The 16,455-nt window shown below is 66.7% G+C and carries 13 protein-coding genes; 1 reads left to right on the forward strand and 12 read right to left on the reverse strand.

Translation table 11 applies throughout. From position 1 onward, the window contains the following. Positions 1-36: 36 nt before the first annotated feature. The 5 genes from SD196_RS14885 to SD196_RS14905 form a co-directional block, all read right to left on the reverse strand. Positions 37-2,472, reverse strand: coding sequence for an efflux RND transporter permease subunit (locus SD196_RS14885; protein ID WP_416310326.1), 2,436 nt, complete (start codon positions 2,470-2,472; stop codon positions 37-39). A 25-nt stretch (positions 2,473-2,497) separates the two neighbouring features. After that, positions 2,498-3,562 (reverse strand): WD40/YVTN/BNR-like repeat-containing protein, encoded by a 1,065-nt coding sequence (locus tag SD196_RS14890; RefSeq protein ID WP_275611678.1) that lies wholly within the window; start codon positions 3,560-3,562, stop codon positions 2,498-2,500. Between the two features lie 58 nt (positions 3,563-3,620). Continuing rightward, on the reverse strand, positions 3,621-4,979 hold the full coding sequence (locus SD196_RS14895; protein WP_416310327.1) for a DUF1329 domain-containing protein: 1,359 nt from the start codon (positions 4,977-4,979) through the stop codon (positions 3,621-3,623). 41 nt (positions 4,980-5,020) lie between these two features. Next, positions 5,021-6,868, reverse strand: a complete 1,848-nt coding sequence (locus tag SD196_RS14900) for a DUF1302 domain-containing protein (RefSeq protein ID WP_331319435.1) — start codon at positions 6,866-6,868, stop codon at positions 5,021-5,023. Between the two features lie 134 nt (positions 6,869-7,002). Then, positions 7,003-7,566: an RBBP9/YdeN family alpha/beta hydrolase gene (locus SD196_RS14905; protein ID WP_275611675.1), complete on the reverse strand. Its 564-nt coding sequence runs from the start codon at positions 7,564-7,566 to the stop codon at positions 7,003-7,005. Positions 7,567-7,921: 355 nt separating this feature from the next. On the opposite strand from SD196_RS14905, the gene SD196_RS14910 reads away from it, so the two are divergent. Beyond that, positions 7,922-8,926, forward strand: a complete 1,005-nt coding sequence (locus SD196_RS14910; protein ID WP_370601673.1) for an AraC family transcriptional regulator — start codon at positions 7,922-7,924, stop codon at positions 8,924-8,926. A gap of 1,102 nt (positions 8,927-10,028) precedes the next feature. Here SD196_RS14910 and SD196_RS14915 read toward each other — a convergent pair. The 7 genes from SD196_RS14915 to SD196_RS14945 all read right to left on the reverse strand — a co-directional run bounded on the left by SD196_RS14915 (position 10,029) and on the right by SD196_RS14945 (position 16,348). After that, complete coding sequence (locus tag SD196_RS14915; RefSeq protein ID WP_152223791.1) at positions 10,029-11,039, reverse strand: YeiH family protein; 1,011 nt, start codon at positions 11,037-11,039, stop codon at positions 10,029-10,031. Continuing rightward, a complete protein-coding gene (locus SD196_RS14920) occupies positions 11,036-11,371 on the reverse strand; it encodes a Rieske (2Fe-2S) protein (protein WP_275611673.1) in 336 nt (111 codons plus the stop codon). Before SD196_RS14920 ends, SD196_RS14915 begins: the two co-directional genes overlap by 4 nt. Next, positions 11,368-12,030: a DsbA family protein gene (locus SD196_RS14925; protein WP_416310328.1), complete on the reverse strand. Its 663-nt coding sequence runs from the start codon at positions 12,028-12,030 to the stop codon at positions 11,368-11,370. The genes SD196_RS14920 and SD196_RS14925 overlap by 4 nt, the downstream gene beginning before the upstream one ends. Next, positions 12,027-13,316 carry an MFS transporter gene (locus SD196_RS14930; RefSeq protein WP_275611671.1) on the reverse strand — a complete coding sequence of 430 codons (1,290 nt, stop codon included), beginning with the start codon at positions 13,314-13,316 and terminating at the stop codon, positions 12,027-12,029. Before SD196_RS14930 ends, SD196_RS14925 begins: the two co-directional genes overlap by 4 nt. A 93-nt stretch (positions 13,317-13,409) precedes the next feature. Further along, the gene (locus SD196_RS14935) at positions 13,410-14,462 is read right to left on the reverse strand and encodes a 3-keto-5-aminohexanoate cleavage protein (protein WP_275611670.1); all 1,053 of its coding nucleotides are present in this window, start codon (positions 14,460-14,462) and stop codon (positions 13,410-13,412) included. A gap of 45 nt (positions 14,463-14,507) precedes the next feature. Next, the gene (locus SD196_RS14940; RefSeq protein ID WP_416310329.1) at positions 14,508-15,356 is read right to left on the reverse strand and encodes a TauD/TfdA dioxygenase family protein; all 849 of its coding nucleotides are present in this window, start codon (positions 15,354-15,356) and stop codon (positions 14,508-14,510) included. A gap of 11 nt (positions 15,357-15,367) precedes the next feature. Further along, the gene (locus tag SD196_RS14945; RefSeq protein WP_207886245.1) at positions 15,368-16,348 is read right to left on the reverse strand and encodes a quinone oxidoreductase family protein; all 981 of its coding nucleotides are present in this window, start codon (positions 16,346-16,348) and stop codon (positions 15,368-15,370) included. Between the last annotated feature and the right edge of the window lie 107 nt (positions 16,349-16,455).

Below are 16,455 nucleotides of genomic sequence, written 5' to 3' on the forward strand. Positions count from 1 at the left end.
TACGCAGGAGCGGACTCCAATGAGCCGATGGGGATCTCAGCCCTTCCGCTCATTCAACAGGAAGTGCGACAGCGCCGGGATCAGCAACAGCGCCCCCAGCATGTTCCACAGGAACATGAAGGTCAGCAGAATTCCCATGTCCGCCTGGAACTTGATCGGCGACCAGGCCCAGGTGATCACCCCGGCGGCCAGGGTCACGCCCACCAGTGCCACCACCTTGCCGGTGAAGATCACCGCCTGGCGGTAGGCCAGCGCCAGCGGGAAGCCAGCACGCTGCAATTGCAACTGCACACTGAGCAGGTACAGCGCATAGTCCACGCCAATGCCCACGCCCAGGGCGATCACCGGCAGGGTCGCCACTTTCACGCCGATGCCGAGGAACACCATCAGCGCCTCGCAGAGCATGGACGTCAGCACCAGCGGCAGCATGGCCACCAGGGTTGCGCGCCAGCTGCGGAAGGTGATCAGGCAGAACAGGCTGACCGCCCCGTAGATGTACAGCAGCATGGTGCGGTTGGCCTGGTGCACCACGCTGTTGGTGGCGGCCTCAATGCCGGCGCTGCCCGCGGCGAGGAGGAACTGGCGGTCCGGCGTGCTGTTGGCCTTGGCGAAGTCTTCGGCAATGGTAGTCACTTCCTCCAGGGTCCTGGCCTTGTGGTCCTTGAGGAAGGCGATCACCGGCATCACCGAGCAATCGGTGTTGAACAGTTCCGGCGTATTCACCGAGGCCTGCTGCGCCGAGTAGTTGAGCACGTCCTGGTTGCGCTGCAGGCTGGCGAACTTGGGGTTGCCCTCGTAGGTGCCGGCGGTGATCTGGCGCACCGCGTCGGCCAGCGAAACGCTCGCCTGCACGCCCGGATGCTGTTGCAGCGCCCAGCCCAGGCGGTCGGCGAGGATCAGGGTCTTGTAGTTCAGGCAGCCTTCGGCGGGCGTCTTTACCATCACCGCGAACAGGTCGCTGGAGAGCGCGTAGTGGCTGGTGATGTAGGCGTTGTCGCGGTTGTAGCGCGAGTCCGCGCGCAGCTCGGGCGCGCCGGCGTCGAGATCGCCGATCTGCAGGCGCTGGCTGACCAGGAAGCTGCCGGCGCCGATCAGCGCGGCGACCGCCAGGGCAATGCTTGCCCAGCGCCGTTCGGTGAAGCGGTCGAGCAGGCTCCACAGGCGGCCCAGGCCCTGCTCGCGGGCTTCCTGCTGCTCCTCGCGCAGGGCGCGGGCGGCGGCGCGCGGGCTGACGCCGATGAAGGACAACGCCACCGGCATCAGCAGCAGCGAGGTGAAGACCAGCACCGCCACGCCGATGCTCGCGGTGATCGCCAGCGCCTTGATCACCGGGATGTCGATCAGCATCAGCACACCGAAGCCCACGGCGTCGCACAGCAGTGCGCTGACCCCGGCGAGGAACAGGCGACGGAAGGTGTTGCGCGCCGCCACCAGGCGATGGGTGCCGCGGCCGATGTCCTGCATGATGCCGTTCATCTTCTGCGTGGCGTGGGACACGCCGATGGCGAAGATCAGGAACGGCACCAGGATCGAGTAAGGGTCCAGCGCATAGCCCAGCCAGGCGATCAGGCCCAGCTGCCAGATCACCGCGAGCAGCGAGCAGACGATCACCAGCAGGCTGCTGCGCAGGCAGCGGGTATAGAGCAGGATGATGACGAAGGCCGAGATTACCGCTAGGCCGAAGAACATCATCACCCGCAGCAGGCCGTCGATCAGGTCGCCGACCAGCTTGGCGAAGCCGATCGCGTGGATGCGCACGGCGCCCTTGCCCGGCTCGCCGGCGTCGAAGGCACGCTGGTCGCCCAGGTACTCGTACTTCAGGCGCAGCGCGTCGAGCTGGTGGGAGAACTGCTGGTAGTCGATGCCCTTGCCGGTGGCCGAGTCATGATCCAGCAGCGGCACCACCAGCATGCTCGAACGGAAATCATTGGCCACCAGGCTGCCGACGATGCCGGCGCGGGCGATGTTCTGGCGCAACGTAGCGATGCTCGGGGCGTCGCCGGCATAGCCGTCGGGCATCACCGGGCCGCCCTGGAAGCCCTCCTCGGTCACTTCGGTCCAGCGTACCGCCGGCGACCACAGCGACTTCATCCAGGCGCGGTCGACGCCGGGGCTCAGGAACAGCTGGTCGTTGATCTGCTTGAGGGTGTCCAGGTAGGCCGGCGCGAAGATGTCGCCGTCGCGGCTCTCCACCACCACTCGCACGGAGTTACCCAGGCCGCGCAGCGCCCCACGGTTCTCCAGGTAGTTGCGGATGTAGGGGTGGCTCTGCGGGATCATCTTCTCGAAGCTGGGCTTGATCTCCAGGCGGGTCACCGCCATCCAGCCGAGCAGCAGCGTGACCAGGGCAATCAGGCTGATGAACAGGAGCCGATGGTTGAACACCAGGCGCTCCAGCAGGCTGCCGCTGTGCGCGTCGAAGTCCCGCAGATCGCTGATGACGGGCAGCTGCCCTTGCTTGAGGTCGACCATAGGAGGCTGTCTCTTCGTCTTGTTCTTATTGGGAGAGCGGCAACGCGCTGCGTTGCAGGCCGCGGTTGCCCACCAGCAGCAGGCTGTCGCCGCTGACCAGGGCGCCGCTGACGGGCGTGCGCTGGGCCAGGGTCAGCGGCCTGAAGGTGGCGCCGTCGTCGCGGCTGACCAGCCCCTGGCCGGCCTGGCTGAACAGGTAGAGGCCGCCGTCGGCGCCCTCGCTGGCCGCCGTGAGGCTGACCGGCAGGCCGGTGGCCACCGCACTCCAGTTCGCGCCGCCGTCGACGCTGCGCACCGCGTTGCCGCGCAGGCCGTAGGCGAACAGCAGGCCGGGCTTGCCGAGCACGCCGAAGAAGGTGCCCTTGTAGGGCGAGTTCAGCGCCACGAAGCGCTGGTCCGCCGGGTCGAGCTTGAGCAGCAGGCCCTGCTCGCCGACGATGAACAGGTCCCCGCCCACCGCCGACATGGCGGTCAGGTGCAGCGATTGCGGGTTGTCGATGCGATGGTTCCAGGGCTCCCAACTGCGCCCGCCATCGGTGGTGTGCAGGATCAGGTTGAAGGCACCGATGACGAAACCCTCCTGGGCGTTGCGGAACCAGAGATCGAGGAACGGCTTGTCCGCCCCCTCCTCCTTCATGCGCCGCGACTGCTCCAGCAGGGTTTCGTTATCCGCCTGTGGGTTGGCCGTGTAGTAATCCAGCATCAGCTGGCCGATGGCGCGGCCATCGAGCTGACGGATCCAGTGTTCGCCGCCGTCGGCGCTGTGCAGCACCACGCCGTCGTGGCCCACTGCCCAGCCGTCGCGCGGCGTGGGGAAGCGCACGGCGGTGAGGTCGGAGCTGACCGGCACCTCGGCCTGCCGCCAGTCCTTGCCGTCGTTGTCGGAATAGAGAATGTGGCCGCGCTGGCCGACCACCACCAGGCGCTTGTCGGCACGGGCGATGGCCGCCAGCGGGCTGCTCATGGCCAGTGCGGTGGGCTGCGAGGGCAGGTCCAGCACGTCGACGAATTCATCGGCGTCGGCGTGACCGGCGAGCAGCGCCAGCCCCAGCCCGGCGGAGGCCAGGGCGAGCTTGAAGGGAAATTGCATACGGCTACCTCGATCTGAAATGCACGGCGGCCTTGTGGGCCGCCGCGAACTCATCCGCTTAGCGAATACCGCTGCCGGCAAGGGCTTCAGGCGACCACTGGGTAGCGGCCAGCGGATCGATGTAGGTGATGCCGCCGTACGGGCCGACGACGCCGTTGATGTTGTAGGAGCCGGCGGTCAGGTCGTAGATCATGAACGGCGTGGCGTCCGGGATGCGCTTGTCGTAGCTCTGGCTGAGGAAAGCGAAGGAGCCGCGATAGAGCTGGCCACGGGCGTCATACTGGTCGGAGGCCAGGGCCACCCAGCTGTCCTCGTCGAGGTAGAAGCGGCGCTTGGCGTAGATGTGCCGCGCACCGGACTTCAGCGTGCCTTCCACGACCCACACGCGGTGCTTCTCCCAGCGCACGTAGTCCGGCGACAGGTGATTGGGCGTGACCACTGGCTTGATGTCGCTGGTGTAGGTCAGGCGGTAGGTGTTGTAGGGCACGATCATTTCCTGCTTGCCCACCAGCTTCCAGTCGTAGCGGTCCAGCGCGCCATTGAAGACGAACACGTCGTCGTAGGTGCCGGCGCCGGCCATGCCGGGGTTCGGGGTGTCGTAGGCCAGGTTCGGCGCCAGCTTCACGCGGCGCTGGCCGGGCAGGTACTGCCAGGCGCGGCGCGGCTGCTGCAGCGGGTTGGCGGCGTCCTTGAGCATCATCGCCTCGCCGGCGCGGCGGGCCGGGCCGCTGTAGTACAGCTTCATCTGGTAGTAGACCTCGGAGCCCTTCACCGGCTGGGTGAGGTTCTCGTAGATCGGATAGTTGATGAAGGCCTGCCCGGTGGTGGCGAGGTTGGCGCTGCCCGAGGCGTCGACGTTCCAGGAGTCGTACTTGGCCTTGATGTTCACCCCCTGGTAACGCAGCAGGAAGTTCCACATGGCCTCGGCGCCGGTCTTCGGCATCGGGAACGGCACACCCGGCAACGCGTTGTCGATGGCGGTGCCGCCTTCCAGGGACTGGGTGGCGACGGCGTTCTTCCTGCTGTTCTCCAGCACCGCATCAGGCAAGGCTGCGGTGCGGTGGGTCGGGTAGACGTCGACGCGGAAGCTCGGGTAGCGCTTGGCGAGTTCGACGGTGGTGGCGGAGAGCTGGTTCTTGTACTGGTCGACGTTCTTGCCGTCGATCACCAGCAGCGGCTTCTCCCCGGCGAAAGGGTCCGGGCGCATGCTGTCGCCGGCCTTGAAGCTGGCCGGGGCGCTGGTCAGGCCACCGGTGTAGGCGGGAATCGAACCGTCGCTGCTGGCGCCCTTTTCGGCGCCGACCAGGGTCAGGGTGGTGCCCAGCTGGGCGGCGTCCTGGGGCGAGACGGCGGCCTGGGCCGCGCCGCACAGGGCCAGACCGAGGGCCGTGGCGATCAGGGTAGGTTTGAAGTTCATGCTGTTTTTCTCCTGCTCCGGGTAAGGAGCCTGGGGTGAAATCAGAAGGTCGCCTTGAGGGACGCGGTCACCATGCCGCGGTCCTTCAGCAGGGGTGCGAGGCCGCCCTGCGAGGTGATCTGCCCGGGGATGCACTGGTACTGCCCATTAGCCCCGGGGGTGTTGTTGTCGTGTCCGCTTTCGCAGGTATCGAAGGGACCGAATGCGTCGACGTACTTCAGGTCGACGCGGTACTTCTGGTGGAAGTCCGCCGCCACCCCGATCGAGTAGCTGCCGGCGTCTTCGTTGCCGCCCAGTTGCACCGCCGAGTTGCCGTGCAGGCCGACGTTGTAGGCCATCGGCATGGACAGGTCGACGCCGGGGAAAGCCTGGTACCAGGTCGGGGTGAAGTTGGCGGACATGGCGTAGGCATTGGTGGTGACCTTGTCCACGCCGTGGTAGCTGGAGTCGCCCTTGAAGGTCTGCTCGCCTTCGGTGACGTCGATCAGGTGCGTCAGGGTGCCCTCCACCGCCAGCGACGAGGCATCCCACAGCGGGGTCGCGCCGAAGGTCACCAGGCCATTGAGCACCACGTGGAAGGTCTTGCCGCGTGCCAGGCCGGTGTCGCCGTCGCTGGGCAGCGAGCCGATCAGGTTGGCGCCGTTGATCAGCCCTTTCTGCGCGGCGTTGTAGAGCGTGGAGTTGACGGTGGTGAAGTTGCTTGCCAGCGGCATGTTCTCGCGGTAGTTCAGGTCCATGCCGACGCTCACCCCACCGACTTCCTTCGACAGGCTGATGCCATAGATGTCGATGTCGTCGGCGTAGGCGGTGAAGTAGTTCATCCCCTTCAGGCCGGCCAGACCCGGCTTTTGCAGGTTCGGCGCATCCACCAGCACCGCCGGCAGGGTGTCGGAGGTGTTGCGGTAGTAGAAGCCGAGGGTGCCGTCGAGCCACTCCGGGCTCCACTTGGCCATCAGGCCGAAGTCGCCGGTGTTGTCCGGCTCACGGTCGTGACCGCGCGGCGCGCCGTAGAAGGCATTGAGCGCGGGCAGCGGCAGCCAGAACACGTTGCCGCCATCGTTGAGCATGTCGTACGGCCCCATGTAGGTGCCGCCTTCGGGGAAGCGCGAGTTCTCGAACTCGAGGAAATACTGCGCAGCCAGGGTCAGCTCCGGGTTCACCGTCAACGACGCGGAAAGCTGGTTGCGCGGCATGAACAGCTCTTTCGCCTCGGTGCCCGGCACGTTGTACAGCTTGCCCAGGTCCAGGGCCGACTGGCCGTAGTTGATGCCGTTGGCGGCGCTGAACAGGGTCTCGCCCCAGTACACGGTGTGGCGGCCGAGCTTGCCGCTGAGCAGCATGTCGTCACCGACCTGGTGGCTGGCGAAGACGAAGGCGTCGAGCAGTTCGCCGGAGGGACCGTTGTAGTAGCGGTCGGCGAAGTTGCTCAGGCCGTGGGTGGACGCCTTGGCGCCCGGCGGAGCGATCACGGTGCCGTTCTTGGTGACCAGGTGGCCGGCGTTGCCCTTCTGGCCAGGGAACGGGTTGCTCGAACCAACGTCTTCGTAGGCGTTGTCGTACCAGCCGGCGGCGCTGACGCGGAAGCCCATGCTGTCGCGGTAGACGAAGTCCAGCTCGCTGAGCAGGTCGAAGCGCTGGGTCACCGGGCTGCCGGAGGAGAAATTGCGGTCGCCGTCGTTGGTGTTGGCGGTGCCGGCGATCTTGCTGTTGGCCGCTTCCACCCGCTGCCCGTAGCTGAGCTTGACGGTGTTGTCGAAGCGGACGGCGATGTCCGGGTTGCCGGTGTTCAGTTCGAACGCCTGGGCCGAGGTGCCGCCGAAGGCGCCGATGATTGCCGTGGCGAGCAGGCAGCGGCGCAGCCGCCGCGGTGGGTTGCTCTGGTAGTGCATGCGTGTGCTCCGTTTCTTGTTGTAGTCGGGACGCTATCCGGGCCCGTCCCGCGGCCCTCGCCCTCGCCGCCGTCAGGGCGTACGGGGGCCAAACCCCGGCGCCAGGCGCCGGAGCGTTAACTTCCTATCGGGGATCAGCGATCCAGCATCTGGATCAGGTTGTCCGCCTCCGGCCAGTCACCAAAGCCGGATGCCGGGTTCATGTGGCCGACGCGCCCCAGCTCCACCAGGCTTGCGCCCCAGGCGCTGGCCATGCGCTGCACCGCCTCTGGCGTGGCGAGCGGATCGTTGTCGCTGGATGCCACCAGGGTCGGGAACGGCAGAGGTTGCTGCGGCAGTGGTGCCCAGCCACGCTCGGCGAGGCTCGCCGGGCTCGGGTAGTGCTCCGGCCATTGGCCTTCGAGGTCCGGCGGGGTCACCAGCAGCGCGCCCTTGATCGGACGGTCGTGGCGGGCGGCCCAGTGCGCCACCATCAGGGTGCCGGCGCTGTGGGCGACCAGGATCACCGGGCCATCGATCTGCGCCAGCTCGTGCTGGATGGCAGCGACGCGGGCATCGAGGTCAAGCTTGTCCTCGGTCAGCGGCGGAACACTGCGCGCATTCGGCAGGCGGGCCTGAAGATGGGTCTGCCAGTGTTCGGCCACGTGATCGCGCAGGCCGGGAACGATGAGGACGGTGGTGGAGTTGTTGTGTTTCACCGGGTCACCTTGCAGCTATTTCGAACTTGTTGGACTAGACAGTAGAGGCAGCCCGGCGGCGTTGCTTTGCATAGAACGTCAGGCACTTCGCAATTGATGACAGCTCGGACGTCATCCGGCATGCGATTCATCAGGCGGATCCCACGCACCACGCGAGCTAGGGCCTCCCGGTGGCGCTAAACGGCGCTGGGTGATATACAAAAGTTCGTACACGCTTTACTGAACTCGCCGATAGAATCTGTCGTCATCGAACAAGCCAAACGCGCTCCGGTGAGAGTTCGGCACCTGTCATTTCGTGACAGCCCCACCGGCGCGACGCAGCCACAAGAACAAGAAGGCGATCGGCATGACACCAATGGTTCGTATTGCGGCCCTGACCAACTACCTGGAGGTGGCCCGCCACCTCGGCTTGAACCCCCAGCAACAGCTCAGCCGGGTGGGTCTGAGCCTGTCCATGCTGGAGCACCCCGAGCAGCGCGTGCCCATCACCCCGGTCGTCAGCCTGCTGGAGGAATCGGCCCGCGCCTGCGGCTGCGAGACCTTCGGCCTGCGCATGGCCGAGTCCCGCCAGCTCGCCGATTTCGGCGTGATCAGCCTGCTGATCACCCACCAGGCGACCCTGCGCGAAGCCATCGACACCATCGTCCAGTACCGCCACCTGATCAACGAATCGCTGGCCCTGTACGTGGACCAGGAAGGCAAGACCGCAATCCTGCGCGAAGAGATCATCACCGTGCCGCCGATGCCCATGCGCCAGGGCATCGAACTGGCCATCGGCACCCTCTACCGCCTCTGCGCCGCCCTCCTCGGCCCGCACTGGCGGCCGATCAGCGTGAACCTCACCCACGACGCGCCGGCCGACCTGCAGGTGCACAAGCGCCTGTTCGGCTGCAAGATCGAGTTCGGCAGCGAGTTCAACGGCATCGTGATCCCGGCGGCCGACCTGGACGCCGCCAACCCCATGGCCGACCCGGCCATGGCCCGCCACGCGCGCAGTTTCGTCGACTCGCTGCCCGGCGCCACCGACGGCAGTACCCTGAACGAGGTGCGCAAGGCCATCTACCTGCTGCTGCCCATGGGCCGCGCCACCATCGAGCAGATCGCCCAGTCGCTGGGCCTGAACGTACGCACCCTGCAGCGCCGCCTGGAGGAGAACGGCGTGACCTTCTCCGACCTGATCAACGAAGTGCGCCGGGAGCTGGTGCTGCGCTACATGGAGAACCCGCGCTACTCGCTCAGCCGGATTGCCGACCTGCTCGGGTATGGGATGCCCAGTTCGTTCACCCGCTGGTTCACCATTCAGTACGGCATGTCGCCGGCGGCTTGGCGGCGGGAGCATATGGGACGGGAGTTGGAGTGAGAGTTCGCTAGGGTGGGCTTTTGTAGGAGCGGACTTTGTCCGCGATGCTCCTGCTCTTCGTCTGGCGAATGACGCTTCAAGCGTTATTCGCCGTCTTGTTTGGTGTTTCTGCGCCGCTTCGGCGTGTGCTGAGAGATTTTGTTTCGCCCCCTCGGGCGAGTCCCTTTTGGAGCCCCAAAAGGAACCAAAAGGGCTCGTCCCGACATCCGGGTCTTCGCTTCGCGAAGACTCCCCTCGCTCCGGTATCGCTCCGAGGGTCGGCGTAGAAGGGCCATCCATGGCCCTCTTAGCGGGGACGCCTAGTCCTCTCGCGGCATCCATGCCGCTCGCCCCTCTGCGCAATACCTCCACTCGGCCTCCTGACGGGACTCTGCGCGGCCTGGGACTTTGGCTGCTTCATGCTGGATTGCCCTTCGTAGGAGGCGTGGAGCGAAGCGATACCCATCACGGCGGATAACGCTGCGCGTTATTCGCCCTACGGAATACGGCCCGCGCGAGGCTCCTGGCTTTTCGTAGGAGCGAGCTTGCTCGCGAACAGAATTATCCGGCCGCATCGGTGTTGGGCGGTTCGCGAGCAAGCTCGCTCCTACAAGTTGGCGGCAAACATCTGCGCTTTCCTGGAAGCGCAAATTCCGCCGCTATAGATTTCGCGGACAAGGTCCGCTCCTACGAAGAGCATGACCGCTCTGGCTCTTGAAGATTTCCAGAGAAATATCCGCACGCACCGGAGCGCCCCTTCAGGAGGCCGAGTGGAATCGGAGTTTCAGGGGTTGAGCGGCATGGATGCCGCGAGAGCCGCGATGGGCCAGGGATGGCCCTTCGCGGCGGGCCCCTGAAACTTCGATGGAAGGAGGGAACCCCGGCGAAGCCGGGGCCGAATGATGGGGCATAGACCTTTGCCTACTTTGGGGCGTTTGCCAAAGTAGGTCGCCCGAGGGGGCGAAACTAAATCTCTCAGCACACGCCGAAGCGGCGCGGAAACACCCAACCCAACAGCCCAAAAGCATCGCGGGCATAGCCCGCTCCTACAACGGTTCTCCCGTAGGAGCGGGCCATGCCCGCGCTTGGTGCCAATAAGGCACAACGACCAGCTGCCGACCGATCAACCCGCCAGGCGCAACATCCCCAACACCAGCACCGCCAGGAACACCGTCTCCCCCACCATCAGCAGGATCGGCTTGATCCCCACCGTGGCCAGGGCGCGCAGCTGGGTCTTCATGCCCAGCGCCGCGATGGCGATCACCAGGCACCATTGCGACAGCTTGCTGCCCGCCTGCTGTACCACCGGCGCCAGGACTCCGGTGCTGTTGACCGCCGCCAGCAGCACGAAGCCCACGGCGAACCAGGGCAGCAGCGGCGGTCGCTTGTCGCCCGGCTCGACACCGCGGGCGCGGGTGATCATCGCCGCGCAGAGGATCACCGGCAGCAGCATGGCCACGCGCATCAGCTTGACCACCGTGGCGCTGTCGCCGACTTCCGGCGAAATGCTGTAGCCGGCGCCGACCACCTGGGCCACGTCGTGGATGGTGCCGCCGAGGAAGATGCCCGCCTGCAACGGCGGCAGGCCCAGGGCATGGACGATCATCGGGTAGAGGATCATCGCCAGGGTCGAAAGGGCCGAGACACCGAGCACGGTGAACAGTGTGGCCTTTTCCTTCTGCGTATGGGCCGGCAGCGCCGCCGCCAGGGCCAGGGCCGCCGAGGCGCCGCAGATGGCCGTGGCGCCGCCGGTGAGCAGGCCGAACAGGAAGTTGAAGCCCATGGCGCGGGCGGCAGCGATGGAGACCAGGATGGTCACCGTCACCAGCACAACCACCATGACCACCGGCTGCCAGCCCAGCTCGGCGATCTGCCCGAAGGTGATGCGGATGCCCAGCAGCGCCACACCCAAACGCAGGATCTCGCGGGCAGTAAATTCGATTCCGGCCTTGCACACGCTGTCGGTGGCGAGAAAGTTCAGCGCCAGGCCCAGCAACAGCGCGAACAGCATCACCGGCGCGCCGTAGTGTTCGGAGAGGAAGGTCGCCGCGGCGGCGACCATGGCGCTGACCAGCAGCCCCGGCAGCAGCGTGCGGCTGCGGGTGCCGAGCGCCGAGATGACGGCGGTGCTCATGCGGAAACTCCCTCGGCGATCGTTTCGTCGAGCAGCAGGAAGCACTCGTCGGCGCGCCACTCGATGGGATAGCGACGCACGCCAAAACCCTTGATGCCCGCCGGGCAGCCGGTGTCCAGGTCGAACTTCAACCCGTGCGCCGGGCATTGCAGCCAACGGCCGTCCAGGCGGCCGGTGAACAGCGAGGCCCCGGCATGCGGGCAGCGGTCGTCGATGGCGTACAGGCAGCCTTCCACGTCGAACAGCAGGACGATGCCCTTGTCATGGTGGAACAGGCTGCGGCCGCCCCGTGCGGGCAGCCGTTCGCTCGGAATGTGCAACGCGCCACTCATGCCGACAGCGCCTCCTGCCGATCGAAGGCCCGCAGCAGGGCCACCAGCAGCTGGTCCGGGCTCTGCCCACCAAGGGCGAAGGCGCGCCCGTCGAGCAGGAACAGCGGCACGCTGGAGTCCGCGAGTCCCACGCGGCGGCCGATGAAGGCACGTGCGCCGTCGGTCAGTGCCTCCTCGAACTGCTCGGGAATGTAATCGCAGGCGCGCAGCAGGCGCCGCAGGGTGTCGCGCTGGCCGATGTCCTCGCCGAGCTGGAAGTGCGCGCGGAACAGCAGCTCCAGCAGGCGCTCCAGTTGCGAGTGGCTGCCCAACTGGGCGGCGCGCTGGAACACGCGGTGGGCGTAGGTGGTATTGGGCATGCTGCGGATGCGCTCGAAGTCGATCTCGACCCCGGCCTGGCGCGCGGCGTCGCGCACTTCCATCTGGCGCGCGCGCACCGCCCGCTTGCCACCGAGGCGACGCTGGTAGAACGCGGCGAAGGGTTCGCCCTCCATCGGCACCTGGGGCAGCAGTTGCAGCCCCAGCCAGTTCACCCGCACGTCCAGTTCCGGACGCTGCCGGGCCAGCAGGCGCAGCGCGGTGTCCAGGTTGCGCTTGCCGATCAGGCACCAGGGGCAGATGAAGTCGAAGGTCATGTCCAGGTTCAGCGTCGGCATCATGCGCCCTCCTCCTCGCCGCGCAGGCGGCGGATATCGCTGTGGTAGTGGCGCCGGGCGTAGATGAACACCAGCGCGGCGAAGATGCTCAGCAGCGGGACGATCTGGAACGCGCGGTCCAGTCCCACGGCGTCGGCCAGCACGCCGGTGAGCAGCGGGCCGGGCGCCAGGCCCAGCAAGTTGTTGGCCAGGGTCAGGGTGGCGAAGGCGGTGCCGTGCACGGCCGGGCTGGTGAGGTTGGCCACCATGGCGCCGGACGGCCCGGAGGTGCCGGCCGCCACCAGCATGCCGAGGGCGAGCAGGCTTAGTTGCATCGTGCCCGGCGGCAGGTGGAACGCCACCGACAGCAGCAGGCAGCTGGCCAGGCAGAAACCGATAGCGAGGACGATCTTGCGCGGCGGATTGGCGCGACCCAGGCGGTCGCATAGGATGCCGCAGAGCACCATGCCGCTGCCGCCCACCAGCACGATCACCGCCGAGATCAGTCCGGCCTTGTCGGTGTCCAGGTGGTAGTAGCGGTTCAGGTAGCTGGGAATCCACACCATCACGGCGGCGGCGACGAACAGTTGCAGGCCGCTGCCCAGGTAGGCGGCGATCACCGAACGGCTGCCGAACAGGCTGCGCAGCGAGCGCCCGCCCACCTGGCGCGGCGCTTCGGCGGCGGCTACCGGGGCGATGCGCTTCTCGCTCACCACCAACGGATACAGCAGCGCCAGCAACAGGCCGAACAGCGCCATGCCGGCGAACGCCCAGCGCCAGCCCAGGTGGGCGGCCAGCACGCCGCCCAGGCCCATGCCCAGCACCGAGCCGAACATACCACCGGCCATGAAGGCGCCGGTCAGGGTGGCGCGCAGGTGCGCCGGGAACACCGAGATCACCACGGCGATGCCAACGCTGCCGTAGGCCGCCTCGCCGACGCCGACGAAGAAGCGTGCGGCGAACATCTGCGGGAAGGTCTGCGCCAGCGCGCAGCCCAGGGTCGCCAGGCTCCAGAGCATGGCCATCAGCGACAGGCTGCGCACCCGGCCCCAGCGGTCGGCGAGCAGCGAAAGGGGGAAAGTCAGCAGGCCGACCATGACGGCGACGATGCCGCTGAGCAGGCCGAGCTTGGCATCGCTCAGGGCCCATTCGCCCTTGATCAGCGGAAAGACGGCGTTGAGCACCTGGCGCGACATGTAATCGGAAATCAGCAGGCCGAACGTCAGGGCGAACACGACCCAGGCATAACGACGCGGCACGCTGGGCGTGGTGGCGGAAATGTCGCCCAGGGCGACGGAGTGGATGGCCATGACGCTACCTCTCCAGGCGAGTAATCGGGTTCTTGTTGTTCTTCTGGGGTAAAAGCCGGTGCGGGTTACTGGCAGAACCCGCACCGGAGCCTGTCACGCGCGAAGCGGGACGGACTTCTGGCCCGGCTGGCGGTTGGGCGCCATGCCGTTCATGCGCAGGGTTTCCTCGACGCTGTCGTACTGCACGCCGATCTTGTAGATGGCGCGGGCTTCCTGGCCGCTGGCGACCTCACGGCCCAGTTCGTGGGCGACGCGCACGCACTGCTGGATCTGCTCGACCGAGGTCATGCGCTGGCCGTGCTGGCCGATGATGGTGTCCTCGATGCCGCAGCGCGGGTGCAGGCCCATCGCCATGGCCATCATGTTGAACGGCAGGACGTTCTTGAGCAGCGACTCGGCGGTGACCGTGGCGCCGTCCGGTGCGCGGTGCACGAAGTTCATGAAGTTGAACGGGTTGGGGCCGTCGAAGCCGCCGCCGATGCCGATCCAGGTCAGGTTCAGCGGGCCCTTGTAGACGCCCTTGCGCACCAGGCGCTCGAGGGTTTCCAGGGCGTGCATGCCGGTGAGCTGGAAGTGCGGCTGGATATTGGCCGCCTGCAGGCGTTTCAGGTGTTCCTCGACCCACGCCGGGCCGGCCGGCACGGTCATCTCGCTGTAGGCCGCCTGGTAGGCCGGGTGCTCCAGGGAAGTGCCCTTGAGGTACTCCGGGTAGAGCAGCTCCATGATGTTCATCTGGGTGGTGTTGATCGCCACCGTCACCTGGTCGGGCTTGGGGGTCAGCTCGGCGAGCATGTGACGGGTATCGTCGGACAGCCACTTGGCCGCCTCGCCGTCGCTTTCCGGGGCGAAGGAAATCGAGCCGCCGACCTGGATGATCATGTCCGGCACGGCTTCGCGCACGCCGGCGATCAGCTCGTTGAACTTGGACAGGCGCTTGGAGCCCTTGCCGTCCAGCTCACGCACGTGCAGGTGCAGCACGGTGGCGCCGGCTTCGTAGCAGTCCACGGCCTTCTGGACCTGTTCGTCCATGGTCACCGGGATGTCTTCGGGGAAGTCCTCGGGCATCCATTCCGGGCCGTAGGGGGCCACGGTGATGACTACCTTGTCCTGGTTCTCCGGGTGCAGGGAATCGTCGAAAAATTGCATGTCAGTCTCCGTAAATTGTTCTTGTAGAGCTCTTTTTTCCGAGGATCAGAACGGCTTGTCGCCGATGATTCCGGCGCGCTCCATGCGGCGCACGCAGGGTGGGTAATCCATCACCGCGTAATGCTGGGTACTGCGGTTGTCCCAGATCGCCACGCTGTTCTTCTTCCAGCGCCAGCGCACCTGGTACTCGGGGATGTAGACCTGGCTCACCAGGTAGCGCAGCAGGTCCAGCGCGCCGGGGTTGGCGTCCTGGCCGAAGCGCACGCTCTGCGGGGTGTGGTAGTTGGTGAAGTGGGTGGTGAAGGCGTTGACGAACAGCACCTTCTCGCCGGTCTCCGGATGGGTACGCACCACCGGGTGCTCGGCGTCCGGGTACAGCGCCTTCAGCGCCAGGCGCTTCTCGATCGGCATCGCCGCGCCGAAGCTCGCCTCGATGCTGTGGCGGGCGCGTAGCTCGGCGATCTTGCTCTTGATCTCGGCCGGCAGCATTTCGTAGGCCAGCGCCATGTTCGCCCACATGGTGTCGCCACCCACCGGCGGGCATTCCACGCAGCGCAGCACGCAGCCCATGGGCGGCGCCTCGCGCCAGGTGGCGTCGGTGTGCCAGGCGTTCTCGTAGCGGTCGTTGGGCAGGTCCGGGGTCTTGTAGATGCGCACCAGGCCCGGATGCTCCGGGTCGCTGCCGGCCACCGGGTGGTCCTCCAGCTCGCCGAAACGGCGAGCGAAGGCCACATGGTCGGCGCGGCTGATGTCCTGGTCGCGCAGGAACAGCACCTTGTGTTTCAGCAGCAGGCTGCGCATTTCGTCGAACAGTGCATCGTCACGGGCGGCATCGCCCAGGTTCACGCCGGAAACTTCAGCGCCGATGCTGCAAGTCAGTTGCTCCACGTGCATGACGAGTCACCTCAGATGACGAAGATCGACGAGCCGGTGGTCTTGCGCGACTCCAGGTCACGGTGGGCCTGCACGGCATCTTCCAGCGCGTAGTGCTGGTTGATCTCGATGCGGATGTCACCATTGCCGACGTGGGTGAACAGCTCATCCAGCAGCGCGGCCTTCTCCGCCGGGTCGGCGATGTAGTCGGCCAGCGCCGGGCGGGTGAGGAAGATCGAGCCCTTCATCGCCAGCAGCACCGGGTCGAACGGCGGGATCGGCCCGGACGCGGTGCCGACGCAGACCATCAGGCCACGGCGCTTGAGCGAGTCCAGGGAGGACATGAAGGTGTCCTTGCCGACGCTGTCGAACACCACGTCCACGCCGCGGCCATCGGTCAGCTCGCGAACCCGCGAGGCAACGTCTTCGCGGCTGTAGTCGATGACTTCCGAGCAGCCGTGGGCCAGGGCGACCTGGGCCTTGGCTTCGCTGGAAACGGTGCCGATCACCCGCAGGCCGAGCAGGCGCGCCCACTGCGAGACGATCAGGCCCACGCCACCGGCGGCGGCGTGCAGCAGGATGCTGTCGCCGGGCTTGAAGTCATGGATGCGGCGCATCAGGTAGGCCGAGGTCAGGCCGCGCATGGTCATCGCGGCGGCGGTCTCGAAGGCGATGCTCTCGGGCAGGCGGATCAACGGTGCGGCGGGCACCAGGCGCTCGGTGCTGTAGGCACCCAGGGTATTGATGAAGCCGGTGTAGGTGACCCGGTCGCCCGGTACGACGTTGTGCACGCCCTCGCCCACCGCCACCACCACCCCGGCGGCCTCCACACCCATGCCGCTGGGCAGGGGCACCGCGTAGGTCCCATTACGGAAGTAGGTGTCCGCGTAGTTCAGCCCTACGGCAACGTGGCGCAGGCGAACCTGCCCCGGGCCGGGATCGCCGACCTCCACGTCCTCGTAACGCAGGACTTCGGGACCCCCGGTTTCATAGAAACGAACGGCTTTGGCCATGCCGGATTCTCCAGTTTGTCTTGTTTTTTTTAGAGGGCGGATGCCCATGGATCGGACTCTAGGGAGGGGGCCGGACAGCCGCTTCACATCGAACGACAGGGGCTTTT

This window comes from Pseudomonas macauensis (assembly GCF_047902425.1).
In the GTDB taxonomy this organism is placed as follows: Bacteria; Pseudomonadota; Gammaproteobacteria; order Pseudomonadales; family Pseudomonadaceae; genus Pseudomonas.